Here is a 25,193-nt window from a genome sequence, read left to right on the forward strand (position 1 = left end):
ATGCAGCAGACGACGCGCGATCTTCGCCGGCACAACCGCGCGGCACTGCTGTCGCACCTCTACCGGCACGGGCCGGGGAGCCGGTTGGAGCTGATGCAGGCGTCGGGCCTCAGCTCGGCCTCGGTGAGCAACGTCGTGTCCGACCTGATCAGCGACGGGCTGGTGGCCGAGGCCGGTTCCGAGAACTCCGACGGCGGGCGCCCGCGCACGCTGTTGCAGGTGCGCCCGGACGTCGGCCACGTCGTGGGTGTCGACGTCGGCGAGACCCACCTGCAGGCCGGCCTGTTCGACTTCACACTGGCCACGATCGCGAGCGTCACCTTCCCCATCGCCGACACCCGGCTGGTGCCCGAGCGGGTGGCCGAGCTCGCTGCCACCGCCATCGAGGCGGTGGTCGCGAAGGCGGGACCGCACGGGCCGGTGCTCGGCATCGGGGTGGGCGTGCCCGGCGCCGTCAAGCCCGACGGGCTGGTGCACGCGCCGACGCTGGGCTGGTCGGGGGTCCCGTTCCCGAGCATGCTCGCCACCGGCATCGCCGAGAGCCTGGGCGGCGCCCCGCTGTACGTGGACAACTGCGCGCGGACGCTGGGGCAGGCCGAGATGTGGCGCGGGGCCGGTCGCGGCGCGGAGCGGGCGGTGATCGCGCTGCTCGGGGTGGGCATCGGGGCGGCCTTCGCCACCGACTCCCGCAGCGGGATGACCAGCACCACCAGCGAGTGGGGCCACACGATCATCCAGGCAGGCGGGGCCGCCTGCCGGTGCGGGTCGCGTGGCTGCCTGGAGGCCTACGTCGGTGCGGAGGCGATACTGGCGGACTACCGCTCGCTGGCCGGTGCGCAGCCCTTCGTCGCGGTGGGCACCGAGGCGATGCTGGCCGAGCTCGTCGGCCGGGCCGCCGCACCGGGATCTGCAGGGCCGGGAGCGGCCGCGACGGCGCTGACCACCGCGTCGGACTACCTCGGCATCGGCATCTCGAACCTGATCAACCTGCTCGCGCCGGACAGGGTCGTGCTGTCGGGCTGGGCGGGGGAGACACTCGGCCCGGCGATCCTGCCCCAGGTGCGTGCGGCCGTGGATCGCTACGCGCTGTCGTACATGTCCGGGCAGACCGTGATCGAGCTGGGCCAGCTCGGGCAGGAGGCCGTTGCGCTGGGCGCCGCGACCCTGCCGATCGTGGAGCTGCTCGCCGCCGGAGGTCGCCTCCCCGCCTGAAACCCGCACTTGACCCAGGTCACATCCAAGACTTAGCTTAAGTCGTGGAAGAAGTGGTCTCGGGTGGGAGTGTCGTGAGCGGAACGGGCAGGGACGGGCTGTACATCGACGGTGAGTTCCGGGCGGCCCGGTCGGGCCGCGTGGGCTCCGTCGAGGAGAAGGCGACCGGCCGCGAGATCGGGCGGTTCGCGCTGGGCGAGGCCCCCGACGTGGACGATGCGGTGGCCGCCGCCCGGTCCGCGCAGCCGGCATGGGCCGCGCTGTCGGCGCCGGAACGGGCCTCCTACCTGCGGGGGTTCGCCGCGCAGCTCGACGCCCGCCACGGCGAGCTGGTGGAACAGAGCATGCGCGAGACCGGAGGCGTTCGCGCCAAGGCCGAGGACGAGGTCGGCACCTCGATCCGCCAGCTGCACATCTCGGCGGTGCAGGCGAGCGAGCCGGCAGGGGACGTCCTGCCGCCCTACAAGGCGGGCAAGCTGTCGCTGTCGCGGACGGTGCCGCTCGGCGTGATCGGGCTGATCACGCCCTGGAACTACCCGATGAACCTGGCCATGCGCGCCGTCGCGCCGGGGCTCGCGTTCGGCAACACGATCGTCCTCAAGCCCGCCGAGCTGACCCCGGTCATCGGCGGCCAGGTGCTCGCCCGCGCGGCGCACGCGGCCGGCCTGCCGCCGGGCGTGTTCAACGTCGTCACCGGCGACGGGCCCGGCGCGGGGCGCCCGCTGGCCGAGCACGCGGGCATCGACATGCTCGACTTCACCGGGGCACGCGCGGTCGGCGAGTCCGTCGCCGCGGCCGCCGCGGGCCGCGACGTGCGGCTGGAACTGGGTGGCAGCAACGCGTTCGTCGTGCTCGACGACGCCGACGTCGAGCTGGCCGCATCCTGCGCGATGATCGCGTCGCTGGAGTTCCAGGGCCAGACGTGCATCAGCGCGAGCCGCCACATCGTGCTGCGCGACGTCGCCGAGGCCTACCTCGACGCCGTCACGCGCAAGGCGGAGTCGCTGGTGGTCGGCAACCCCTTCGACGATGTCGACCTCGGCCCGCTGATCAGCATCGCCCAGCGCGACCGCGTGCACGAGCAGATCGTGGCGCCCTCGCTCGCCAAGGGCGCCCGGCTGGTCACCGGTGGCACGTTCGAGGGCCTGTTCTACCGGCCCACCGTGCTCGCCGACGTCACCCCGGACATGCCCGCGTTCAGCGAGGAGATCTTCGGCCCCGTCATCCCGATCACGGTGGTCGACACGGAGGCCGAGGCGATCGCGCTGACGAACGGCTACCCGATGCTGATGAACTCGGTGTTCAGCGCCGACCTGGTCCGCGGCATGGGCGTGGCCGAGCAGCTGGACGCGGGCGAGGTGCACGTCAACGACGCGCACGCGCGCCACGGTGCCGAGAACCAGCTCGCCGGGTTCACCCGGCGCCAGTGGATCGGCGTGCAGCGCACCCCGCTGCAGCTGCCGGAGTGGGCGAGCCGATGAGGAACGCGCTCGTCGTCCGCGGCGGCTGGGAAGGGCACGTCCCCGTTGCCGCGACGGAGGTGTTCCTGCCCGGCCTCGCCGCGGACGGGTTCGCCGTCGAGATCGCCGAGGATCTCGACGTCTACCGCGACGCCGACCGGCTCGCCCGCACCGATCTCATCGTGCAGTGCTGGTCGCAGGGCACGCTGACCGCCGAGCAGGCCGCCGGGTTGACCGCGGCCGTGCACGCGGGCACCGGGTTCGCCGGCTGGCACGGCGGCATCGTGGGGACGTTCACCGGGAACACCGCCTACCTGCGCATGGTCGGTGGGCTGTTCCTCTTCCACCCCGACGAGTTCCTCTCCTACGCGGTGCACGTCGACCAGCCGGAGCACCCGATCATGGCGGGCCTCGGCGACTTCGACGTGTTCAGCGAGCAGTACTGGATGCTCCACGACGATCGCAACGACGTGCTCGCGCACACCGTGATCGCTGCCGACTCCGCGGGCCAGGGCGCAGGCGCCGTGACGATGCCGGTGGTCTGGACGCGCCGGTGGGGCGCCGGGAAGGTCTTCTTCTCGGCAGTGGGCCATCGCGTGGAGGACCTGGAAGCACCCGCGGTGCGCGAGCTGACGCGCCGTGGAATGGCGTGGGCGGCGCGATGACCGGATCGCCCAGATCCCCTGAAGGGAACCCTCAGATGGTGAAGAGTCAACGTGGACTCCGGCTCGCCGCGGCCGCGGTCGCCGGGGCGCTGCTGCTCGCCGGCTGCGGCAGCGGCGGCGGCACTGCTGCCGCGCCCGCTCCGGCCCCCGCGGGCGGCAAGGTCGACCTGACGTACTGGGGATGGGACCCCAACATGGAGAAGGTCGTCGCGAAGTGGAACGACGCCCATCCCGACATCCACGTCACGCTGACCAACCCCGCGGGCGGTGATCAGCTCGTGAGCAAGATGATCACCGCGCACCAGGCGGGCAACGGCCCCGACATCGCCAAGGTCGAGTACCAGTCACTGCCCTCGCTGGTGTCCAACGGCGTGGTCGCCGACATCACCGACGCCACGAAGGACACGGTCGGCAAGTTCGACGACGCGACGCTGCGGCCGGTGCGGTTCGAGGGCAAGGTGTACGGCGTCCCGCAGGACGTCGCGCCGCTGATGCTGTTCTACCGCCAGGACCTGTTCCAGCAGTACGGGATCGCCGTGCCCAAGACCTGGGACGAGTACGCCCGGGCCGCGGCGACGCTGCACCAGAAGGCGCCGACCGTCACGATGACGAACTTCGACGCGGCCGACCCGGGCTGGTTCACCGGGCTGGCGCAGCAGGCGGGCGCCGACTGGTGGAGCTCGACGGGCTCCACCTGGCACGTCGACATCAACGGCGCCGCCACCAAGAAGGTGGCCGCCTACTGGGAGGGCCTCGTCGCGAGCGGGGTCGTCGCCAAGAACCCGTCGTTCTCTCCACAGTGGAACAAGGAGATGAACGACGGCACGCTGGCCACCTGGATCTCCGGGGCGTGGGCGCCGGCGCAGCTGGGCGGGATCGCCCCGTCGACGCAGGGCAGGTGGGCCGTCGCGCCGCTGCCGGCATGGACGGCGGGGGACCCGGCCACGGGCATCTGGGGCGGCTCGGCCACCACCGTGACCTCGGACTCGAAGCACCCGGCCGAGGCGGCGCAGTTCGCCTCCTGGCTCAACACCGACGCCGATGCCGTCACCGAGCAGGTCAAGCAGATCAACATCTATCCGGCATCGACGGCGGGCCGGTCGCTGCCCGTGCTGGCGAACGCGCCGGCGTTCTTCCCGAACCAGCCCGACTTCTACGAGATCGTCAAGCAGGTGGCGCCCGGGGCGCGGAGCTTCTCGATGTGGGGCCCGAACGTGACGGTCACGTTCAGCGGCTACACCAACGCCTTCGGCGCGGCGCTGCAGGACGGCACCCCGTTCGCGGCGGCACTGGACGCGATGCAGGACGCCACCTTGTCCGACATCAAGAAGCTCGGGTTCACGGTCAGCTGATGACCGTCGACGACGAGGTGGTCGCGCCGATGCGGTCCGGCGCGGCCACCGTGCCGGACGAGGGCGGCGGCCGCGCGCCGGCCCGCAAGTCGGCCCGCCCGAAGCCGGCACTGCCGTACTTCCTGGTGGTGCCCGCGGTGGTGCTGTTCCTCGCGTTCGTGGTGGCGCCGGGGATCTACGCGCTGGTGCTGAGCTTCCAGGCGCGCAAGGTCTCCGGCGGGCTGCTGGGCCGGGGCAGCACGGTGGTCTTCGCCGGGATCGACAACTACCTGGCGGTGCTCGGCGACGTCGAGCTGTGGGGGGCCACGCTACGGATGATCGCGGTGGCGGCGATCTCGATCCCGTTCACGGTGGGGCTCGCGCTGCTGTTCGCCCTCATGCTCGACGTCTCCCGGGCTCGGCTCACGCGGTTCACCCGGCTCGCGATCTTCGTGCCCTACGCGGTCCCGGGCGTGATCGCGACGCTGATGTGGGGCTTCCTGTACCTGCCGGCCACGAGCCCGATCGGTGGCAGCCACATCGACTACTTCTCCTCCGTCGGGGTGTTCTTCTCGGTCGGCAACATCGCGGTGTGGGGTGCCACCGGGTTCAACATGATCGTGATCTTCACGGCGCTGCGCGCGCTGCCGCCCGAGATCTACGAGGCCGCCCGGCTCGACGGCTGCTCGGAGTTCCAGATGGCCTGGCGGATCAAGGCGCCCTTGGTCCGGCCTGCGGTCGTGATGTGCACGCTGTTCTCCACGCTCGCCGCGCTGCAGCTGTTCAACGAGCCCAACACGCTGCGGCCGCTGTCCAACGCCATCTCGTCGACCTGGGTGCCGCTGATGAAGATCTACAACGACGCCTTCGTCGACTCCGACCTCTCCCAGGCGGCGGCGACCTCGGTGGTGTTCACGGTGGTCACGCTCGGGGTGTCGTTCGTGGCGGCGCGCCTGATCCAGCGACGGGTGTCGCGGTGACGGCCGCCGCGTCGGCCCCGACCGTGGCACCGCCGATGCGGCGCGGCCGGGTCGCGTGGCTGCCGACCACGGCGCTGGTGCTGGGCGCGCTGTACTGCGTGGTGCCGACGCTGTGGATCCTCATCGCGGCCACGAAGTCGAGCGCTGAGCTGTTCTCCACCGCCACGTACCTGCCCTCGCTGGGCACCGGCATCGTGGACAACGTCCGGGATCTGACCGCCTACCAGGGCGGGATCTTCTGGCGCTGGATGCTCAACAGCTTCCTCTACGCCGCCGTGGGCGGGGTACTCGCGTCGCTGGTGTCGGCCGCTGCCGGGTACGCGCTGGCGAAGTACGAGTTCCGCGGGCGCGGTGCGCTGTTCAACACGATACTGGCGGGGGTACTGCTGCCCCAGATCGTGCTGGCGATCCCGCAGTACCTGCTGCTGTCGAAGATCGGGCTGACCGACAGCTACCTCGGGGTGCTGCTACCCCAGCTGTTCAACCCCTACGGCATCTACCTGTGCCGGGTCTACGCCGCCGCCGCGGTGCCCGACACCCTGCTGGAGGCCGGGCGCCTGGACGGTGCGGGGGAGTTCCAGCTGTTCCGCCGCGTCGGGCTGCGGCTGATGGGCCCGGGGCTCGTCACCGTCTTCCTGCTGCAGTTCATCGCGATCTGGAACAACTTCCTGCTGCCGTTCGTGATGGTCACCACCGAGGACAAGTTCCCGTTGACGGTCGGGCTCTACAGCCTGCTGCGCCACGGCGCCGCCGAGGCGTCGCTGTACTCCCTGGTGATCACCGGGACGCTGCTGTCGATCGTGCCGGTGATCGCGCTGTTCCTGTCGTTGCAGCGGTACTGGCGGATCGACCTCATCACGGGCGCGATCCGCTGAAACGACCGGTGGTTTGGCTACGCTGGCGCCCCCGACGTCACCAGGAGCCGACTCATGCCCCGTCCCAGCCGCTGGCCGGAGATCCTGCTCGCCGCCGGGGCCGAGTTCCGCGACCACGGCTACGAGAACGCGACGCTCGAGGGCATCGGGGCGCGCGTCGGGATCCTCAAGGGCAGCATCTACAACTACGTGGGCAGCAAGGAGGAGCTGCTGCTCGCGGTCGTGGAGCAGCCGGCGCGGGCCCTGCTCGCCGAGCTGGCGCTGCTGCGGGCCGACACCAGCAGCACGGTCGCGGTGCGGCTGCGGGAGCTGATCCGGATGCAGGTGCGGATCTTCAGCGAGTGGTACCCCGCCGCGTTCGTCTACCTGCGCCACCTCGGGCACGTCGTCCAGTCTCCCAAGTTCGCCGAGTTCCGCGAGATGGACGGCCAGTACATGGCCGCCGTCGAGGGCCTGCTGGCGGAGGGGGCGGCGACGGGGGAGTTCTCGCTGCCCGCCGAGCCGCGCACGGTCGCGCGCGCGATCGTCGGGATGCTCGACTGGATGCAGCACTGGTTCACCCCGCGGGGTGCGGCCGCCGACCGGGAGCTGGCCGACGAGCTGTTCGCGCTGGCGCTGGGCGGCCTGATCGCGGGCGGCAGCATGCGTGCGCTGGCCCGCTCGATGCCGGAGGGGACCTCACGCACGCCGTGAGGCTGGTGGCCCGCCGACGCGGACCGGGAAGCTCACCATTCCGCGGGAGAGCAGCACCGGGTGCCAGCTCGGGTCCTCGTCCTCGGGTGCCAGGTCGGGCAGGCGGTCCAGTACCCGGGGGATCGCGATCGTGGCCTCCAGGCGCGCGAGCGGTGCGCCGAGGCAGTAGTGCAGCCCGAAGCCGAACCCGAGCTGGCGGCCGGGCCTGCGGGTGATGTCGAAGCGGTCCGGTTCGGTGAAGACGGCCGGGTCCCGGTTGGCGGCGGCCGGGCACAGGAACACGCGGTCGCCGCGGCGCAGCGTCCGCCCGCCCAGCTCGACGTCGGCCGCGAGCACCCGCGCGATCGTCTTGGCCGGCCCGTCGAGGCGCAGCACCTCCTCGACCGCCCCCGCGGCCAGCGCCGGGTCGGCGTCGAGCAGGGCGCGCTGCTCGGGATGGCGCAGCAGCGCGAGCAGCCCGTTGCCGATGAGGTTGGTGGTGGTCTCGTGGCCCGCGAACAGCAGCAGCACCCCGGTGGAGACGACCTCGTCCGCCGAGAGGGCGTCGTCGGCGTCGCGCGCGTCGATCAGGGCCGAGAGCAGGTCGTCCGCGGGTGTCTGCTCATGGTCGTGGACGAGGCCGGTCAGGTACTCGGTGAGCTCGCCCATGCCGTGGGCGCCGACGGTGTGCCGGTTCGGGTCGCCCATGCCACCGAAGACGAGCCCGGTGATCTGGTCGGACCAGTCCTTGAACCGCGCCCGGTCGGCGCGGGGCACGCCCAGCATCTCCGCGATCACCGATGCGGTCAGCGGGTAGGCCAGGTCACCGACCAGGTCGGCGCGCCCGCGCGCGACGATCGCGGCCAGCAGCTCGTCGACGAGCTCGACGATGCGGGGCCGCATGCGGTCGACGGCGCGCGGGGTGAACGCGCGGCTGAGCAGCTTGCGCAGGCGCGTGTGGTCGGGCGGGTCCTTGAACACCATCCAGTCCTCGAGCACGCCGAACGCGGCGCGCACGGCCTGGTCGGCCTCGGGGACGTCGAGCTTCGCGCGGCGGTAGGGCGCGATGCGGTCCGAGGAGAACCGCTCGTCACGCAGCGCGGCGGAGACGTCGTCGAAGCGGGTGACGAACCACGAGCGGTACCGCTCGCTCCAGTGCACCGGGTCGTGCTCGCGCAGGGCGGCCAGCAGCGGGTAGGGGTCGGCGACGGCCGCAGGGCTCAGCAGGTCGGCGCCCGCGAGGTCGCCTCGCCGGGCACGGTCGGCGGCGCCGGGATCGGCCGCCGTGCTCACGGTGCCTCCAGCACCACGACGGCGCAGGCGTTGCCGTCGAGCCCGGACACCCCGCCGCCCATCGTCTCGACCAGCCCGATCCGGGCGCCGTCCACCTGCCGCCCGCCGGCGTCGCCGCGCAGCTGCCAGGTGATCTCGGCCAGCTGGGCCAGGCCGGTGGCGCCAAGTGGGTGCCCGCGCGAGAGCAGCCCGCCCGACGGGTTGACCGGCAACGCCCCGCCCAGCGCGGTCACCCCGGCGGCCGCGGCCTTGCCACCCTCGCCGGGCGCGACGAGCCCGATCGCCTCGGTGGTGACGATCTCGCCGATCGTGAACGCGTCGTGCACCTCGGCCACATCGATGTCGGTGGCCGCCGCGAGTCCGGCGGCCGCGAACGCCTCGACGGCGGTGTCGCGGACGAGGTCGTGGCCCCAGACGTGGGGCGAGCGGTGGTTCCACGGCAGGCCGCTGCGCAGGGCGAGCCCCCGCACGCCGACCTCGCGGGCGCCGCCGGTGGCCGGGGCCAGCACCGCGGCCGCCGCGCCGTCGGAGATCGGGCAGCACTGCAGCAGCGTCAGCGGGTCGGCGATCATGCGGGAGGCCAGCACGTCGGCGATGCTGAACCGCCCGGCGTACTGCGCGCGCGGGTTGTGCAGCGCGTGCGCGTGGTTCTTGACCGACACCGCGGCGAGCTGCTCGGCGGTGGCGAGCCCCAGGTGCAGGTACCGCGCGGCGGCCATGGCGTAGAGCGCGGGCAGGGCGAGGCCGGCGCGGCCCTCGGGGTCCGACGGCTCGGGGGTGATCGCGCCGCCGAAGGCAGTGCTCAGCTGCTCCACGCCGAGCGCGAGCACGCGCCCGTAGCGCCCGGTGCGGACGGACTCGTGGGCCTCGACGAACGCGGTGGTGCCGCTCGCGCAGGCGTTCTCGACGGTGATGATCGGGATCCCGGTGATGCCCAGCGCGCGCAGCACCCGCTGCGCCGTCCCGGGCGGGGCGAACACCGTGCCCACCCACACCGCGTCCACGGGCTCGTCGCCGGCATCGGCCAACGCCTCGCCCACCGCGTCGGCGGTCAGGTCGATGAGGTCGCGCTCGGGCTGCCGGCCGAAAGGGGAGGTGCCGACGCCGTGGACCGCGACCTGCGTCATCGGAGCAGCTCGACCCGGAGATCGCCGTCCAGTGAGAGGCCGGCGAGCCGGACGCGACTACCGATCAGGACAGGTTCGTCCACGGGGACCCCGTCGTCGGTCACGTGGGCGAGCACCCGCGGTCCGTCGTCGAGGTCGACGTAGGCCAGCGCGTAGGGCGGCGTGCGGCCCGGGACGGGGATCCGGACGATCGTGGAGCACCACACCGTGCCGTCGGGCCCGAACGCTGCCGGCTCGACCGTGCCGCGGCAGGCGGGGCACCGTGGCCAGGCCAGCGCGGAGACCTCGCCGCAGGACCGGCAGTGCCGCCCGTCCACATGCAGCTGGCCGTCCGGGCCCTTCGCCACGTGCGGGCGCGGATCAGTGGTGGTCGGGTGGGACAACGGTGTCCTCCTGGTCGTTCGTGGTGGGCGCCATGTAAACAAACCGCGGGTTAGTTATCAACGACGGCTACCAGGGTAGGTGGGCCTATTGACAGCGAGCAGTGGCGGGGGCCACATTTGCCGCACCCAGGTACCCGAACAAGGGTTTGCCCTGCGTGCGGTGCGGCCCGGATCCTGACACAACTCCACCCCGACCAGGAGGACCGACCGATGAAGTTCGGCTTTTTCACCATGCCGGAGCATCCGCCGATCGAGAACTGGACGCTGTCCTACGACCGCGACATCGCGGCCATCGTGGAGGCCGAGCGGCTGGGATTCGACGAGTTCTGGATCGGTGAACACCACACCGGTGGTTACGAGAACGTGCCGGTGCCCGAGTACATGATCGCCAAGGCGTCGGCGGTGACCCACCGCATCCGGTTGGGCACCGGCGTGATCAACCTGCCCTACCAGGACCCGTTCATGGTCGCCGAGCGGCTGGCGTTCCTCGACCACCTGACCCACGGCCGCCTCGAGTACGGCTTCGGCGGCGGTGGGCTGCCCACCGACAAGGCGCTGTTCGGCCTGGAGCCGAGCGAGGCCGCGCCGCGCACCAACGAGGCGCTCGAGATCATCTGGAAGCTGCTGACGTCGGACGAGCCTGTCACGCACGAGGGCGTCTACTGGAAGTACGAGAACCGGCAGCTGCAGGTCGGGCCCTACCAGGACGTGCCGCCGTTCGCGATCGCCGGCCTCACCGGGCTGCACAACTACGCGAAGTGCGGGAGCAACGGCTGGAAGCCGCTGAGCGTCCACTTCGCCCCGATCGACAACGGCGACTACCCCATCGCGCCCGACCTGGTCGGCATGGCCAAGGCCATGCTCGACGCCGGTGCCGCCGCGGGCATCGACGCCGCCGTCACGCGCGACAACTGGCGGATCGTGCGCGAGGTCTACGTCACCGACGACAAGAACCAGGCGCTGCGCGACATCCGGGAGGGCGTCAAGCGCTCCTACGACTACCTGCTCGGGCTCGGGCTGGGCGCGCTGATGAAGAAGGACGAGGCGATGCCGGACGCCGACCTCACCTTCGAGTGGATGGCCGACGAGATCCCGTGGATCATCGGCAGCCCGGACGACTGCATCCGCCAGCTGCGCGAGCTCGAGGAGGCCGTCGGCGGCTTCGGCACGCTGCTGATCAACTGCCGCGACTGGGTCACCACCGACAAGTGGAACCGCTCGCTGGAGCTGTTCGCCCGCTACGTCATGCCGCAGTTCACCCGGCGCGAGAACATGGCGCGCCGGCAGAAGCTGGCCAACGTCGCGCTCGGTATCGCCTGACCGGCCGACATGATCGACGCACGCGGGTTCCCCCGGTTCTGGGACGAGGAGCGGGAGACCCTCGATCCGGCCCAGCGCGACAAGATCGTGCTGGGCCGGATCCAGCACCAGCTCGCCTACGTCTACGCCGAGCTGCCGTTCTACCGGACGCTCTACGACGAGCACGGGTTCCACCCCGACCAGGTGCGCTCGCTCGAGGACTTCACCACGCGCGTCCCGGTGATCACCAAGAAGATGCTGGTGGCCGACCAGGCTGCGCACCCGCCGTTCGGCAGCTACAGCAGGCCGGTGCCGGCGGGGGAGATCGCGCGCATCCACGGGTCGTCGGGCACGTCCGGCGTCCCGACCCTGTACGCGGTGTCGCGCACCGACTGGGAACGGGCCGGTGAGGTCCACGCCATGGCGCAGTGGTGCGCGGGGGTACGGCCCGACGACATCGTCCAGGTCGGGTTCCCGTTCGGGCTGTTCTTCGGCGGCTGGGGCGTGGTGCAGGGCGCCGAGCGGATCGGGGCCACGCTGTTCCCGATCGGCGTCACCGACTCGGAGAAGCAGCTGGAGCTGATCACGCGGCTGGGCTCCACCGTGTTCAGCGCGACGCCGTCCTACTGCATCCACCTGCTCTCGGTGGCCGCGCGGATGGGCATCGACCTGCGGGCGAGCACGATCCGGCACCTGCTCGTCGGCGGCGAACCCGGCGGCAGCCTGCCCGGAACCCGCAAGATCATCGAGGACGGCTGGGGCGCCACCGTCGCCGACGCCGGCTCGACGTCGGAGATGTACCCGTTCCAGACCAGCGTCGGCTGCACGGCGGGAACGGGCACGCACCTGTTCACCGACGAGGTGTACACCGAGGTGGTCGACGCGGCCGACCGCAACGTCGCCGTCCCCGTCGGGGAGCGGGGTGCGGTCGTCTACACGCACCTGTGGCGCGACTCCCAGCCGATGATCCGGTTCGCCCCCGGCGACGAGAGCTACCTGGCCACCGACCCGTGCCCCTGCGGGCGCACCTACCCGCGGCTGCCAGAGGGCGTGCTCGGGCGCCTCGACGACATGCTCGTCATCCGGGGCGCCAACGTGTTCCCGAGCGCGGTGGAGACCGCGCTGCGGACCGTGCCGGAGCTGGGTCCGGAGTTCCGGATGCTGGTGCAGAAGATCGGTGCGCTCGACGAGCTGACGGTGCAGGCGGAACTCCCCGACAATGCCGGGCCGCAGGCCGCTGCGATCGTCGCGCGCACCGAGGAGGCGCTCAAGCGCGTCGTCGGGATCCGGGTGCCGGTGCAGCTCTTGGCGCCGGGCACGCTCCCGGAGACCACGTTCAAGGCCCGGCGGGTGGTGGACGAGCGGTAGTGGCCGGCCCGTTGCCGGGAGCCGGGCGGGTGATCAACGCCCACTGGCTCATGGTCAACACCGAACCAGTAGGCGTTGATCACCCCAGCGCGGCGAGCATGGCCGCCGAGGGCGCTCTGAATCCGGGGCCTGTTCGACCGGACCGGCCGGGGTGTGCGCCTGACCCCGGCCGGGGACGTCTTCCTGGCACTGGCCCGACGTGTGGTGGCGCTGGTCGACGTGGCGCCCGCGGCCACCCGCCGCGCCGCGGAGGGCCAGACGGGCACGCTGCGGCTGGCGTTCACCGCGATCGGGGCCTACGCGGTGCTCGCGGAGACGCTGGCGCTGGTCAACGAGCGCATCCCGGCCGTCAGCATCGAGCTGACCGAGCTCGTCAGCCCCGCGCAGTTCGAGGCGCTCGCCGGCCTGGAGATCGACCTGGGGCTGGTGCGCCCGCCGATCCCGGAGCAGTTCGAGGCGGTGCTGGTGCACTCGGAGGACCTGGTGCTCGCCGTGCCGCAGGACCACCCGCTGGCGGGGGAGGGCCGCCCGGTCGCGCTCGCCGACGTCACCGCCGACTACATCGGCTACAGCCCGGAGGGCTCGCGGTACCTGCACGACATCTGCGCGGCCATGATCGGCATGAACCGCTTCGCGGTGAGCCAGCTGGTGTCGCAGGTGCCGACGATGCTGGCGCTGGTGCGGGCCGGGCTGGGATGCGCGCTGGTGCCACGCTCGATCATGGGGATGGGGGTGGCCGGCGTGCGGTACCTGGAGCTGGTGGCGGCCGACAGCCAGTCGGTGACGTTGCACGCGTGCTGGAGCCCGGACAACCCGAACCCGGCGCTGCAGCGGGTGGTGGAGCTGCTCCGGCGGTGACGCGGCGTCAACTGGCACCCTGGAGCCCGTGATCGATCTGCACACCCACGTCGTGCCACCGCGCACGCCGTTCCTCGAGCGGTTGGCCGGCTCGGATCCGCGCTGGGCCCGGCTGGAGCCCGCGGGCGAGACGGGTGACGTCATCGTTGCCGGGAGCAACTTCCGCACGGTGCGCCGCGTGGCATGGGACCTCGTCGAACGGCGCGAGCGGCTCGCCGCCGACGGCGTCACGGGTCACCTGCTCTCGGCCATGCCGGAGCTGTTCGCACCGTGGGCACCGGCGGGCGACGCCCTCGACTACGCCCGTGCGTTCAACGGGTGGCTGGCCGCGGAGGTGACCGGGCACGACGGCTTCTTCACCGGGCTCGGCGTGGTGCCGGTGCAGGACCCGGTCGCGGCCGCCGCGCTGCTCGGCGAGATCGCCGGGCAGGGCCTGCTCGGCGTCGAGATCCCGAGCGCGCCACCCGGCGCCCCGCTGCACGACCCGGTGTGGGCGGACTTCCTCGGCGAGGCGGAGCGCCTCGGGCTGCTGCTGTTCGTCCACGCTGTCGGCGGGGCGCTGGCGGCCACCTTCCCGCATCCCGGCGCGGCCAACGGGGTGGTGTTCCCGAGCAGCATCGGGCAGGCGGTCGGCGGGCTGATCGCCGCGGGCACCCTGGAGCGGTTCCCCCGGTTGCGGCTGCTGGCCAGCCACGGTGGCGGTTCGCTGCTGACCAGCCTGCCGCGGCTGGACTTCATGCGCGCCACCACCCCGGCGCTGCAGGAGCTGATGCCGCAGCCACCTGCCGTGTACGCGCAGCGGCTGTGGTTCGACCCGCTGCTGTTCGACGCCACGCTGCTCATGGCGCTCGTCGACGTCGTGGGGGCCGACCGGGTGGTGCTGGGCACCGACTACCCGTTCATGGGCGCCGATCCCGTCACCCACCTCGACGACCCGGCCGTACCCGCTGCGCTCGCCGCGGCGATCCGCGTGACCAACCCCCAGCGACTTCTCACTTCCTTGACCGCGCCGACCTGACGGCCACCGCGCCGATGGCGGGAACGAGACGCGGCATCGGCATCCGGCCGCTGCGGCCCGACACCGACAGCGCGGCAACGGCCATCCCGTCGGCGTCGAGGACGGGGTTGGCGGCGCACATCAGTCCGACGGCGCTCTCCTCACCGTCGAACGCCACGCCGCGCCCGGCGATGCGGCGCAGATCGGCATGCAGCATCCCGGGGGCGACGATCGTGCGCGCGGTGAGGCGGGGCAGCCCGGCCGCCAGCACGGTGTCGACGGTGGTGCGGGGCGCATGGGCGAGCATCGCCTTGCCCACCCCGGTGGCGTGCGCGGGCATCCGGCCACCGACCCGCGACGGGAGCTTCGGGCCGGCCGGGCCGGACAGGATCTCCAGGTAGAGCACCTCGGCGCCGTCGAGCACCGCGAGGTGCACGCGCTGCCGGCTCACCTCGCGCAGCTCGTTCATCAGCGGTGCGGCGAGCTCGCGCAGCCCGCGCTGGCGCGCCACCAGGGCCCAGCTCGAACCGCCGCATCCCGAAGGCGCCGAGTATCGCGACGGCCCGGCCGAGCATCGACGGCGGATTCTCGGTGGCGGTGCTCATGTGTCGGCACCGCCGTGCGCCAGCGCGATCGCCTCGCGCGCCCACGCCACCTGCTGCCGGGCCGCGGCCGCCTTCCCCGCGAAGACGTGGGCCTTCATCCGGCCGATCCGCGCGTGGTCCTCCGGCGGGCGGTGGCGCAGGCGCTCGACGAGCAGGGGTGTGTCGAGCGCGCGCAGCCGCGCGGCCTGCACCTCGTGGCGTTCGGCGATCCGCTCCTGCTCCTCGATGAACGCCTTGAGGACCGTCGTGGCCTCCTCGGGCGCCAGGATGTCGAACAGCAGGGCCTGCAGCGCGAACGGGTCGCGCGGCGGCGGTGGCGCGTGGTAGGCGCCGAGCCATTCCAGCAGCCTGCTCTTGCCGGTGGCGGTCAGCGAGTAGATCGTGCGTTCCAGCTTGCTGCCCCGCACGGTGCGCTCCCCGGTGATCAGCCCGGCGGCCTCCATCCGGCGCAGGTGCGGGTAGATCTGGCTCTGCGGGGCCGACCACACCCAGCCCGAGCCGGAGTCGAAGAACTGCGCGAGCTCGTAGCCGCTCATGGGTCGGGCGTCGAGGACTCCCAACAACGCGCTCTGCAGGGACATGCGGTGACGGTAGCCCAGCGGTGCGCGTTCCACCTAGCGATACATGTTGTTGTGTACCGGTATGGAGATGGGCATACGGTCCGTGGGTGCCGATGACGTCGCCAGCCCAGTCGCTTGTCACCGCCGGAGCAGTGCTGGCCGGTGCGGGCCTGGTCACCGCGTTCGGCCACGTGTCGGTCCGGCTCGACGGGGAAAGCATGCTGATCACCCCGCCCGTGCCGCTCGCGTCGGTCGATCCGGACCGCTGCGTCCCGATCGATCTCGACGCCGCCGAGCTGCCGCCGGGCGCGCCGCACGAGGCCTGGCTGCACCTGGCCGTCTACCGGGCACGTCCCCACGCGAACGCCGTGTGCCGGGCCCAGCCCGAGCGCGTCACCGCGCTCACCGCCGGCGGCGTCGCGATCACCCCCATCACCGGCCATGCCGTGCTCGCCGGCGCCCCGGTCCCCGTGTCACCGGACGCCGTGCTGGTGCGCGACGCGGTCACCGCAGGCCGCGCGGCGACGGCGCTGGGCACCGGCGACGCGCTGGTGTTGCGCGGCAACGGCGCGATCACCCTCGGCGTCGACGTCGGCGCGGCCGTCGCGCGGATGTGGCTGCTCGAACGCGCCGCCCGGTCGGTCGCCATCGCCGCCGCGACGGGCGATCTCACGCCGTTGCCCGACGCCGACGCGGCGACCTGGCGACTCGCCGCCCCCGAGCTGCTGCAGCGGATCTGGACCCATCTCACCGAGGAGACGCCGTGATCATCATCGACGACATCGCGTACGTCCGGTCGGGCACCGCCGACCTGGAGGCCGCCGTCCGGTTCGCCGTCGACGTCGTCGGGCTGGAGGAGGTGGCCCGCGAGGACGGCACCGCCTACCTGCGCGCCGACCACCGCCACCACTGCCTGGCGTTCGTCGAGGGGGAGCCGGGTGTGCTCGCGTCGGGCTTCACCGTGCGCGACGCCGCCGCGCTGGCCGCCGCCGAGCTGGAGCTGGAACGCGCGGGCTGCCACGTCGAGCGCGGCGACGCCGCGGGCGCCCGGCACCGCCGGGTGAGCGACTACCTCGCCTTCGACGACCCGTTCGGCAACCGGGTGGAGCTGGCCTGCGGACAGGGCACCCTCGCCCGGCCGGTGCGCTTCGGCCGCCCGGCGGGCATCACGGAGTTCGGTCACCTGTGCCTCGACGCCCCCGACGTCCACGAGGCGTGCGCGTTCTGGTCCACGCTGTTCAACATCAAGATCTCGGACTGGATCGGCGACCGGGCGGCGCTGATGCGCTTCGACCCGGTCCACCACAAGCTCGCGGTGTTCCAGGGCGAGCGCCCCGGTCTGTGTCACCTCAACTTCCAGGTGGCCGCGCTCGACGACGTCATGCGCAGCTGGCACGTGCTGCAGAACCTCGGCGTCGAGATCGAGATGGGGCCCGGGCGCCACCCGCAGTCGACGGCGGTGTTCCTCTACTTCAAGGGCCCCGAGGGACTCACCTACGAGTACTCGTGGGGTGTGCGCCGCATCGAGGACGACGCCACGTGGCGACCCCGCACGTTCGATCCCGAGGAGCCCGACTCGATCGACATGTGGGCCGGCCCGACCCGCAAGCCCGGCACCCAGCTGCAGGTCGGGAACCGCTCGGCGGCAGCCAGATGACCTGCCCGGTGGCGGCCGGCTTCGACCCGCTGGACGCGGGCTACCTCGCCGATCCGTTCCCGGTGCTGGCCGGGTGGCGCGAGCAGACCCCCGTGTTCCACGCGCCGTCGATCGAGCGGTGGGTGGTCACGCGCTACGCCGACATCGACCGGATCCTCACCGATCCGCACACGTTCTCCGCGGTGGAGGCGCAGCGCCCGGTCTAACCGATGGATCCCGAGGCGGCAGCGGTGCTCGCCGCGCTGCCGCTCGTGCCGACGATGTCGAACTGTGACCCGCCCGCGCACCAGCGCTTCCGGTCGGTGATGGTGCGGGCGATGTCGCCGCGCCGGGTCGCCGACCTGCGACCGGCGATCGAGGCGCGGGCAACGGAGCTGCTGGACCGGTTCGCCGCCGACGGGCACGCCGACATCGTCGCTGCGCTGTGCTACCCCTCCCGGCGCTCACGATCTTCACGCTGATCGGGTTCCCGCCGGCCGACAGCGACCGGATCAAGGGGTGGTGCGCCGACAAGCTGGAGGTGAACTGGGGCAATCCGGACCCCGAGCGCCAGCGCCGCTCCGCGCGGAACATGCGCGCCTACGTGGAGTACTGCGCCGCGTTCGTGGCCCGGCGGCGGCACGAGATCGCACGGGGGGAACCCGCCGACGACCTGGTGGGCGCCCTCGTGACCGACGAGCGCGCGCTCACCGACGTCGAGATCACCAGCCTGAACTTCGCGTCGAGCTTCGCCGGGCACGAGACCACCACCAACCTGCTCGGCAACATGCTGCGCCACCTCCTCGCCGATTCTGGCCCTGATGGATCGGGAGCATGGGCGGTGCGAGCGAGTGGGAGGGGATCCGCGCGGACCGCTCCCTGATCCCCGGCGCGGTGGAGGAGACCCTGCGTTTCGACAGCTCGGTGCCGATGTGGCGCCGGGTCACCACCCGCGACGTCGCGGCGCCGCTGGTGATCCTCGCGGTACGCCGCAGCCCGACCACCGCCGACGTCACCGCCCCCGCCGCCCCCCCGTCCCGTCGAGAACGACGTTGGCATGATCATCAGGGCCTGTTGATCACGACAACGTCGTTCTCGACGGTGGACCGGGACCCGTTCGGGGCGCTGTCCTACGCTGCACGCTGCGGTCGCCGAGGTACGGGGCCGCTCGGACGGGCGTGTGGACGGGGCGGATGACGGGTTCGGGGTCGGCGGGTCGCGCCGCCGTGGTCTCGCCCGCGGCCGATGCCTCGGCGCGGGCCCGGTGGCGGGCGCTGGTGCTCACCGACCCGGTCTCGCGGCTGGTGCGCAACGCCGCGCACGCCGGCATCGACGACGAGCGCTACGACCTGCGGCAGCTCGCGCTCGCGGCCGTGGACATCGTCGTCGGGTCGATGGGGTTCGCCCGTGAGGCCGGTGTCGACGAGGTGATCGACGCCCTCGCCGGGCTCGCCGCCCGGATGCGCCCTGGCGAGGAGCGCGCGCAGGAGTGGCAGGACGTCGCGCAGGCCGTGCTGAAGGGCCTGCTCAACGAGGCCCGCGAGCAGCGCCGGTTCACCTACTACTTCGCCGACATCGCCGAGCGCGGCGCGGCCCGGTTCGAGCCCTACAGCTTCCGGCTGCTGTCGCTGCGCGAGACCGAGTTCGGGGTCGTGCTGGTGGCCAGCGACCAGGCCATCACGCTGTTCCTGCACGGTCTCGACGTCGATCTCGAGGACGCCGACCGCGCGCTCGCGCACGTGCTGCAGCGCCAGCTCGACGACGAGCGGTTCGATGCGGCCGCCCGTACCGCGGTGCAGGCCGAGCGCACGAGCGTCGGGCTCTCGGCCACCCTCACCGAGATGCTCGACGCCACGCGCCGCGACGTCGGCTCCATCGACTGGTCCCACGACCTGCCCGACCGCCTCACCCGCGCCCGGCGCCACGTCGAGGAGCGCATCGCGGAGGACGACCGGTTCCTCGAGCACGTGCAGGGCGGCCTCGACGGCGAGGCGTCGCCCGCGGTCCGGGCCGTGTCCGGGCAGATCATCGACCTGCTCAGCCGCGCCAAGCAGGTGCACCTCGACCTGGAGCGGCGCCTGGTCGGCGCGCGCGACGTCTTCCTCGCCGCCCAGGTGCGGCAGCGCATCGCGCGGCGGCGCCGGCTGCGGATGATCACGCTCGGCGAGGACCTGCTGGTGCCGGTGCTCGCGCTGCCCGCCGCCGACGCCCGTGCGGTGGTGGAGCCGTTCGCCGACCGCGCGCTCGGGGTCACCGTGCCGCGGCTGGTGCGCTTCGACGACCTGCTCGATGCGCTGTGGGCGCCACCGCGGGCCCCGGAGCCCGCCGAGGCCGATCTCGAGGAGGCCGACGAGCCCGTCGAGGACGAGGACGTGCAGGGCTACCCGCCCGCGGTCGTGGCGGCGGCCCGGGAGGTGCTCGAGCACACGGCGACGGGCCCGGTCCGGCTCTCCGCGCTGCTCACCGCGGTTGATCAGAGACCGGCGGTCGATCACGAGCACCCCGCGGACGTCGCCGAGCTCGTCCTGCTCTCGGCGCTGTGGGCGTTCGCGCCCGATCCCGGTGACGCCGACCAGGCCGAGACGGCGTCGGCCCTCGACGTGCTGGCCGGCGCGCTGGAGGCCCACGACGATGGCACGCTGTTCGCCCATGCCCGGACCGGGGGCCGCGACCTGCTGATCTCCCGCCGCCACCGCCAACCCCGAGAGACCGACGAGAGGCTGCTGACGTGACGGGTGTGCCCGCCGACCTGACCGACGTCCGTGCGGCCGCCGAGCTGATCACGTTCGGCCTGGCCCGGCGCGCCCGGCCCGTCGAGGGCAGCGAGTACCGCGCGCTGCTGGACCGCTACCGGGCGGAGCTGCGCTTCAAGGACGTCGTCGACACGATGGCCGAGGGCTTGGGTCTGGAGGTGCTGGGCACGCCGCGCGCCGGGATCGTGCTCGTGCCCGATCCGGGCGGCCCCTTCGCGACGCGGCTGGGTGACCTGCGGACCATGGACCAGGACGAGCGGCTCGTCTTCGGGCTCATCCTCATCGGCATCGCCGCCTACGCCTATCCCAACGAGGTCGACTTCGACGACCCCGAGACCAAGCTGATCGACGTGCTGAAGATCGACGAGTTCCTCCGGGCCGCGATCGCCGAGGTGGATCTCGCCGGCAGCGGATCCGAGGCGCTCGACGACCGCGGCCGGGCCGCCGCGGAGATCTACGCCGACCTGCCCTCACTGGTGCCCACGCAGACCGGGCGCCGGGCGCGCGGCTGCACGTTGCGTTCCGTCGAGGAGGTGTGCGGCTGGTTGGTGGGCCAGGGCGCCGCACGGGAGGCGCCGACGCTGGGCCCCGACACGTTCCACCTCACCGACCGCTTCCGGTTGCTGGTGGCCGACAGCGCGGGCAACGCGGCGCTCGAGGTGCTGCGCGAGGTTCGACGAGAAGCTGTGGTGGCCACCGCATGACGAGCGCGGCGAACGACGTGATGTGGAAGATCCAGCGGGTCCGGCTCGACCGGATCGGCCCGTCGGCGGCGCGGTTCCTCGACGTCACGCTCGATCTGCGCGACGCGGGCGGGCATCCGCTCGACACGATCGTCTGGCTGCGCAACGGCGGTGGCAAGTCCACGGTGCTGTCGCTGATCTGCGCGCTGTTCCGGCCGCACCGGCGCGACTTCCTGGCCACGGCCGCCACCGGCAAGCACCTCGAGGACTACGTGCTGGGGGCCGACACCGCCCACGTGGTCGTCGAGTGGTCCGGGCCCAGCGGGCGGCGTCTCGTCACGGGCGCGGTGTACGAGTGGGCCGACCGCACGCAACCCGCCGACCCCAACCGCGACCACGACCGGCTGCACGCCCGCTGGTACGTCTTCACCCCCGCCGACGGCCGCGCGGAGCTCGACCTGCTGCCGTTCGAGACCGGGGGCAGCCCGACCGGCCTGCGCGACTTCGTCGCGGAGATCCGCAAGTGGGACGCCATTCCGGGGTGCGACGCGGCGGTCACCGACGGGATGGACCGCTGGCGTCGCCTGCTCGACGACCACGGCCTCGATCCCGAGATCTTCACGCCCCTGTTGCAGATGAACGCCACCGAGGGTGGCATCGAGGGCCAGTTCCAGTTCCGCAACGCCGACCAGTTCGTGCAGTACCTGCTCGAGCTGATCGTCGATCCGGACGTGTCGGCGCGGGTGTCGCAGATCCTGGAGGGCGTTCGCGCGGGCCTGGCCGAGCGCCCCGAGCTGCTCGCCGACCTCACCTTCGCCGACGAGGCGGCACCCCGGCTGCGGTCCCTCGCCACCGCCCGCGACGAGCGGGCCGTCGCCACGGCCGCGCTCTCGGCGCAGGAGTCACGCGCCCGCGCGCTGCTGGCGGCGCTGGAGGCGGCGGCGGTACAGGCCGACCGTGAGCAGGAGTCGCGCGCAACGGGTGCCGCGGCACAGGAGCGGGCCGCGGCCGAGCACGCGGCGTCGGAGAGCGGGTCACGGGAGGTGGCCATCGCGCTGCGACGGGTGGCGGCCGGCATGCGGCTCGCCGCGGCGGAGGCCACCGGCGCGCAGCTCGCGCAGCAGGAGTCGCAGCTCACCGCGGCGCTCGCGGCCTGGCAGGCCACGCCGGCCGTGCACGCGCTGCGGGAGGCGGAGCAGCGCACCGTCCAGCTGGAGGAGCAGCTCGTCGCCGCCACGCAGGACGCGGAGCCGCTGCGGGTCCGTCGCGACGAGGCTGCCGCCGGCTACGCCGTCGCGCTGGACGCGAGCATCACCGCGCTCGACGAGCAGGTCGCCCAGCGGCGCGACGACGCCGAGGTGGAGCTCGAGCAGGAAGCGGCGGCACGCAAGCGCGGTGAGGACGCGCTGGCCGAGCGCGCCCAGCTCGCGGCGTCGCTGACCACGGCACAGCAGGCGCTCGCGGCGCTGGACCGCGACCTGGACGCGGCGGTCACGGACGGGCACCTCGGCCGCGGCGAGGACGTCGACGCCGCGACGCAGCGCCACCGCAACGCCGACGAGACGGCCGTCGCCGACCTCGCGCGGATCGTCGAGGAGCGGGGCGTGCTCGGCGCCGAGCGCCGCCGGCTGCAGGAGCGGCTGACCGCCGTCGGTACCGAGCGCGCGGCGGTGCACAAGCAGCGCACCGACACCGCGCAGCAGCGCGGCGACCTGGCGGAACGCGTCGCCGAGCTGGCTGCCGACGAGCGGTTGCGCGCGCTGGGTGGTGGCGAGGACATCGACCCGCTCGCCGAGGCGGGCGACCTCGCCGACGCCGTCTCGCATGCGATCGCGCGCACCCATCGCCGTCGCATCGAGCTCGCCGTCGTCGGCGCCGAGGACGAGCGCGCGCTCGCCGCACTGGCGGCCACCGAGCTGCTGCCGGGCAGCCTGGACCTCGTCCGGGCGCACGACGCGCTGGAGCGGGCCGGCATCCCGGCCACGTCCGGGTGGCGCTACCTCGCCGACGCGGTGCCGGCGGCCAGGCATGCGGCCGTGCTGCGGGCGGCACCGGCGCTGGCCACCGGGCTGCTGGTGCACGAACCGCGGGACCTGCCCGCCGCGCGCGACGCGGTTACGGGCGCCGGGATACGGCCCACCTCCGCCGTCGTCGTGGCGACCACGGCCGAGCTGGCCGCGATCGTGACCAGCGTCGAGGTGGTTCCCGATGCGAGCCCGTTCCTGGTACCGCCGGCACCCGCGCTCACCGACCGGGCCGCGGCGGGAGCCGAGCTGACGGCCCGCGAGCGCTCCCGGGCCGAACGTTCGGGCCTCGACGCGGATCTGGCCGCTGCACTCGACCACGACACCGACCTGCTGCGCAGGCTGCGCCAGCTCGCCGCCGACTGCCCGCCCGGCACGCGCGAAGCCCTCGCTCTCGCCGAAGGGCAGGCCACCGAGCGGCTCGCGGAGCTCGCGGCGGCGGAGGCGGAGGCGCAGGAGGCGGGCGCGGCGCTGGCCGGGCGCGAGTCCGCGCTGGACGAGGCCCGCGCCGAGGCCGAGCGCACCCGTCGCGCCGCCGCGTCGGCACTGGGCGTGCTCACCGGCCTCGCGACGCGCGAGCAGGACGCGTCCGCGCACCGCGAGAGCGTCGCGACGCTCCCGGCGGCCATCGCCGCGTGCGCTCGCACGCTCGCGGCCGAGACCGACGCCGAGGCCACCCACCGCAGGCTGGCCGGCACCGCGGCCGAGCATGCGGCCACCATCGCGCGCACCGCACAGGGCCAGCGCGGGGATCGGGCCGCCCTGGGCGAGCCGGCGGGTGCGGCGCACCCGGCATCGTCTGACCTGACGGTGAGCGAGGCCCGCGCCGCCTGGGAGAGCGCGAGCCTCGCCTACCGCCGCGAGGTCTCGGACTCGGCGCTCGCGTCGTCGTTGCAGGAGGCGACCCGCGCCGTGGAGCGGCTGCGCGACCAGCTCGCCGCGGTGCCCGCCGCGGTGCGCTCCGCGGCCAGGACCCTGCTCGACACCCCGGACGGGCTCGACGCCGGCGCCCGCGGTGCGGCGCTCGCCCGGGCGGAGGCGGCGCGCTCCCACGCGGCGGCCGCGCTGGCCGACGCCCGTGCCGAGACCCGGATGGCCCGGGCGGAGCTCACCGCACTCGGCACCGGCACCGACCCGATCGGGGAGCCACCGGCGACGCGAGAGGACGCGCTGGCCGCTGCCGAGCGGGCGGACCGCGAGGCCGACGCCCACCGCGGCCGCCACGACGTGGCCGTCGCCGCGGTGGCCGCGGCCGCCGCCGAGCAGGCGGTGTCGCGCGAGCGTGCCACCGGGCTGCGCCACCTCGTCGAGCTGATCACGCTGCCGGAGCAGGCGAGCGGCAGCGCACCCGTCACGGCGCCGGCGTTCACCGGCACCGTCGAGGAGGCGAGGGCGGCGCTCGACGCCACGCGGTCGGCGTGGGACACGGCGAGCACGGATGCGCGACGCAGCCTGCGCGCCGTCGAGAAGCTGGCCCAGGAGCTGGCGCTGTGGGCCGCGGCCGACCGGTTCGCGGGCGTCAAGCCGGCCGTGCGCGACCGGTTCCGCACCGACGACGTGGGCCGTGACCTGCTGCCGGATGCCGAACGGCTCGCCGACGACCTCGATCTGTTCGCCGTGCAGCTGCGGCAGCGGCTCGAGGAGCTCGAGGAGCACAAGTCGGTGGTCGTCACGGCGATGGTGGGGATGGTGCGCCAGGCGCTGAAGTCGCTCAGCCGTGCCCAGTCGCTCTCCGAGCTGCCCGAGAGCCTCGGCGAGTGGGCCGGCCAGAAGTTCCTGGAGGTCGGTCCGCGCGCGATGGTCGAGACCGCCGACGCCGTGCTGCGCGATCGCTGCGCCCGGCTCGTCGACTCGCTGACCACGCGCGGCACCCCCGTCCCACGCGGGCAGGAGCTGCTGTGGCAGGCCACCAGCGCCGTCGTCGGGGAGGGCAACTGGAAGGCGAAGGTGCTCAAGCCGTCCACCACGTTCGCGGTGGAGCGGGTGTCGGTCGAGCGGATGCGGAAGTGGTCGGGCGGGGAGAAGGTGACGATCTCGCTGCTGCTGTTCTGCATGGTGGCGAAGCTGCGCGCCACCACCCGCGGCCGGGAGCTGCCCGGACTCGGGGCGCTGCCGCTGGACAACCCGCTGGGCAAGGCCAACTACGTGGTGTTCCTCAACCTGCAGCGCAAGGTCGCCGCCGCCAACGGCATCCAGCTGATCTTCCTGACCGGGGTGGGGGACATGAAGGCGGTGGGCCGCTTCCCGAACGTCATCCGGATGCGCAACACCCGGACGAAGGCGCGGGAGTACGTGAGCATCGCCGACCGGCAGGTCGCTGCCGTCGACCCCGCCGGGATCGTCGACACGACCCGGGTGTGGCGCGAGGACCCGGTGCTGACCCTTCTGTGAGCAGCGCCGCTCGGATCGGGT

The 25,193-nt window shown here is 73.2% G+C and carries 24 protein-coding genes; 19 read left to right on the top strand and 5 right to left on the bottom strand.

Annotation, left to right across the window (positions count from 1 at the left end):
- The 7 genes from ACFPFQ_RS09600 to ACFPFQ_RS09630 all read left to right on the top strand — a co-directional run bounded on the left by ACFPFQ_RS09600 (position 1) and on the right by ACFPFQ_RS09630 (position 7,216).
- Entirely contained in the window at positions 1–1,212 is a 1,212-nt protein-coding gene (locus ACFPFQ_RS09600; RefSeq protein WP_379616974.1) for an ROK family protein, read from the top strand.
- Between the two features lie 74 nt (positions 1,213–1,286).
- A complete protein-coding gene (locus ACFPFQ_RS09605; protein WP_379616976.1) occupies positions 1,287–2,693 on the top strand; it encodes an aldehyde dehydrogenase family protein in 1,407 nt (468 codons plus the stop codon).
- Entirely contained in the window at positions 2,690–3,337 is a 648-nt protein-coding gene (locus ACFPFQ_RS09610; protein ID WP_379616978.1) for a ThuA domain-containing protein, read from the top strand. Before ACFPFQ_RS09605 ends, ACFPFQ_RS09610 begins: the two co-directional genes overlap by 4 nt.
- Positions 3,338–3,375: 38 nt before the next feature.
- On the top strand, positions 3,376–4,689 hold the full coding sequence (locus tag ACFPFQ_RS09615) for an ABC transporter substrate-binding protein (RefSeq protein WP_379616980.1): 1,314 nt from the start codon (positions 3,376–3,378) through the stop codon (positions 4,687–4,689).
- Positions 4,689–5,648, top strand: coding sequence for a carbohydrate ABC transporter permease (locus ACFPFQ_RS09620; RefSeq protein WP_379616982.1), 960 nt, complete (start codon positions 4,689–4,691; stop codon positions 5,646–5,648). The genes ACFPFQ_RS09615 and ACFPFQ_RS09620 overlap by 1 nt, the downstream gene beginning before the upstream one ends.
- Positions 5,645–6,523 (top strand): carbohydrate ABC transporter permease, encoded by an 879-nt coding sequence (locus ACFPFQ_RS09625; RefSeq protein ID WP_379616984.1) that lies wholly within the window; start codon positions 5,645–5,647, stop codon positions 6,521–6,523. Before ACFPFQ_RS09620 ends, ACFPFQ_RS09625 begins: the two co-directional genes overlap by 4 nt.
- Before the next feature lie 54 nt (positions 6,524–6,577).
- Positions 6,578–7,216 (top strand): TetR/AcrR family transcriptional regulator, encoded by a 639-nt coding sequence (locus ACFPFQ_RS09630; RefSeq protein ID WP_379616986.1) that lies wholly within the window; start codon positions 6,578–6,580, stop codon positions 7,214–7,216.
- Here the strand turns inward: ACFPFQ_RS09630 and ACFPFQ_RS09635 are convergent.
- Genes ACFPFQ_RS09635 through ACFPFQ_RS09645 form a run of 3 tightly spaced genes read right to left on the bottom strand, consistent with a single transcriptional unit; the run spans position 7,202 to position 9,998 of the window.
- The gene (locus tag ACFPFQ_RS09635; protein WP_379616988.1) at positions 7,202–8,488 is read right to left on the bottom strand and encodes a cytochrome P450; all 1,287 of its coding nucleotides are present in this window, start codon (positions 8,486–8,488) and stop codon (positions 7,202–7,204) included. The genes ACFPFQ_RS09630 and ACFPFQ_RS09635 overlap by 15 nt on opposite strands.
- Positions 8,485–9,615, bottom strand: coding sequence for a thiolase family protein (locus ACFPFQ_RS09640; protein WP_379616990.1), 1,131 nt, complete (start codon positions 9,613–9,615; stop codon positions 8,485–8,487). The genes ACFPFQ_RS09635 and ACFPFQ_RS09640 overlap by 4 nt, the downstream gene beginning before the upstream one ends.
- Positions 9,612–9,998, bottom strand: a complete 387-nt coding sequence (locus tag ACFPFQ_RS09645; RefSeq protein ID WP_379616992.1) for a Zn-ribbon domain-containing OB-fold protein — start codon at positions 9,996–9,998, stop codon at positions 9,612–9,614. Before ACFPFQ_RS09645 ends, ACFPFQ_RS09640 begins: the two co-directional genes overlap by 4 nt.
- Positions 9,999–10,208: 210 nt before the next feature.
- Between ACFPFQ_RS09645 and ACFPFQ_RS09650 the strand changes: the two genes are divergently transcribed.
- The 4 genes from ACFPFQ_RS09650 (at position 10,209) to ACFPFQ_RS09665 (ending at position 14,541) form a co-directional block, all read left to right on the top strand.
- A complete protein-coding gene (locus ACFPFQ_RS09650; protein WP_379616994.1) occupies positions 10,209–11,318 on the top strand; it encodes an LLM class flavin-dependent oxidoreductase in 1,110 nt (369 codons plus the stop codon).
- A 9-nt stretch (positions 11,319–11,327) separates the two neighbouring features.
- A complete protein-coding gene (locus tag ACFPFQ_RS09655) occupies positions 11,328–12,665 on the top strand; it encodes a phenylacetate--CoA ligase family protein (RefSeq protein ID WP_379616996.1) in 1,338 nt (445 codons plus the stop codon).
- A gap of 153 nt (positions 12,666–12,818) precedes the next feature.
- Complete coding sequence (locus ACFPFQ_RS09660; protein WP_379616998.1) at positions 12,819–13,523, top strand: LysR substrate-binding domain-containing protein; 705 nt, start codon at positions 12,819–12,821, stop codon at positions 13,521–13,523.
- 28 nt (positions 13,524–13,551) lie between these two features.
- On the top strand, positions 13,552–14,541 hold the full coding sequence (locus tag ACFPFQ_RS09665) for an amidohydrolase family protein (RefSeq protein WP_379617000.1): 990 nt from the start codon (positions 13,552–13,554) through the stop codon (positions 14,539–14,541).
- On the opposite strand, the gene ACFPFQ_RS09670 is transcribed toward ACFPFQ_RS09665, so the two are convergent.
- Complete coding sequence (locus ACFPFQ_RS09670; protein ID WP_379617002.1) at positions 14,516–15,031, bottom strand: IclR family transcriptional regulator; 516 nt, start codon at positions 15,029–15,031, stop codon at positions 14,516–14,518. The two genes, ACFPFQ_RS09665 and ACFPFQ_RS09670, sit on opposite strands and share 26 nt — an antisense overlap.
- Before the next feature lie 90 nt (positions 15,032–15,121).
- Positions 15,122–15,706 (bottom strand): PadR family transcriptional regulator, encoded by a 585-nt coding sequence (locus ACFPFQ_RS09675; protein ID WP_379617003.1) that lies wholly within the window; start codon positions 15,704–15,706, stop codon positions 15,122–15,124.
- A gap of 92 nt (positions 15,707–15,798) precedes the next feature.
- On the opposite strand from ACFPFQ_RS09675, the gene ACFPFQ_RS09680 reads away from it, so the two are divergent.
- The 8 genes from ACFPFQ_RS09680 (at position 15,799) to ACFPFQ_RS09715 (ending at position 25,172) form a co-directional block, all read left to right on the top strand.
- Positions 15,799–16,452, top strand: a complete 654-nt coding sequence (locus ACFPFQ_RS09680; RefSeq protein ID WP_379617004.1) for a class II aldolase/adducin family protein — start codon at positions 15,799–15,801, stop codon at positions 16,450–16,452.
- Positions 16,449–17,342, top strand: coding sequence for a VOC family protein (locus ACFPFQ_RS09685; RefSeq protein ID WP_379617006.1), 894 nt, complete (start codon positions 16,449–16,451; stop codon positions 17,340–17,342). Before ACFPFQ_RS09680 ends, ACFPFQ_RS09685 begins: the two co-directional genes overlap by 4 nt.
- Positions 17,339–17,548, top strand: coding sequence for a hypothetical protein (locus ACFPFQ_RS09690; RefSeq protein WP_379617008.1), 210 nt, complete (start codon positions 17,339–17,341; stop codon positions 17,546–17,548). Before ACFPFQ_RS09685 ends, ACFPFQ_RS09690 begins: the two co-directional genes overlap by 4 nt.
- Positions 17,549–17,551: 3 nt before the next feature.
- On the top strand, positions 17,552–17,803 hold the full coding sequence (locus ACFPFQ_RS09695; protein ID WP_379617010.1) for a hypothetical protein: 252 nt from the start codon (positions 17,552–17,554) through the stop codon (positions 17,801–17,803).
- Entirely contained in the window at positions 17,767–18,204 is a 438-nt protein-coding gene (locus ACFPFQ_RS09700) for a hypothetical protein (RefSeq protein WP_379617011.1), read from the top strand. The genes ACFPFQ_RS09695 and ACFPFQ_RS09700 overlap by 37 nt, the downstream gene beginning before the upstream one ends.
- A gap of 310 nt (positions 18,205–18,514) precedes the next feature.
- Positions 18,515–20,053, top strand: a complete 1,539-nt coding sequence (locus tag ACFPFQ_RS09705) for a hypothetical protein (protein ID WP_379617013.1) — start codon at positions 18,515–18,517, stop codon at positions 20,051–20,053.
- Positions 20,050–20,778 (top strand): hypothetical protein, encoded by a 729-nt coding sequence (locus ACFPFQ_RS09710; protein WP_379617015.1) that lies wholly within the window; start codon positions 20,050–20,052, stop codon positions 20,776–20,778. Before ACFPFQ_RS09705 ends, ACFPFQ_RS09710 begins: the two co-directional genes overlap by 4 nt.
- The gene (locus ACFPFQ_RS09715) at positions 20,775–25,172 is read left to right on the top strand and encodes a hypothetical protein (RefSeq protein WP_379617017.1); all 4,398 of its coding nucleotides are present in this window, start codon (positions 20,775–20,777) and stop codon (positions 25,170–25,172) included. The genes ACFPFQ_RS09710 and ACFPFQ_RS09715 overlap by 4 nt, the downstream gene beginning before the upstream one ends.
- The last annotated feature ends 21 nt before the right edge of the window (positions 25,173–25,193 follow it).

It is taken from the genome of Pseudonocardia sp. GCM10023141, assembly GCF_042653605.1.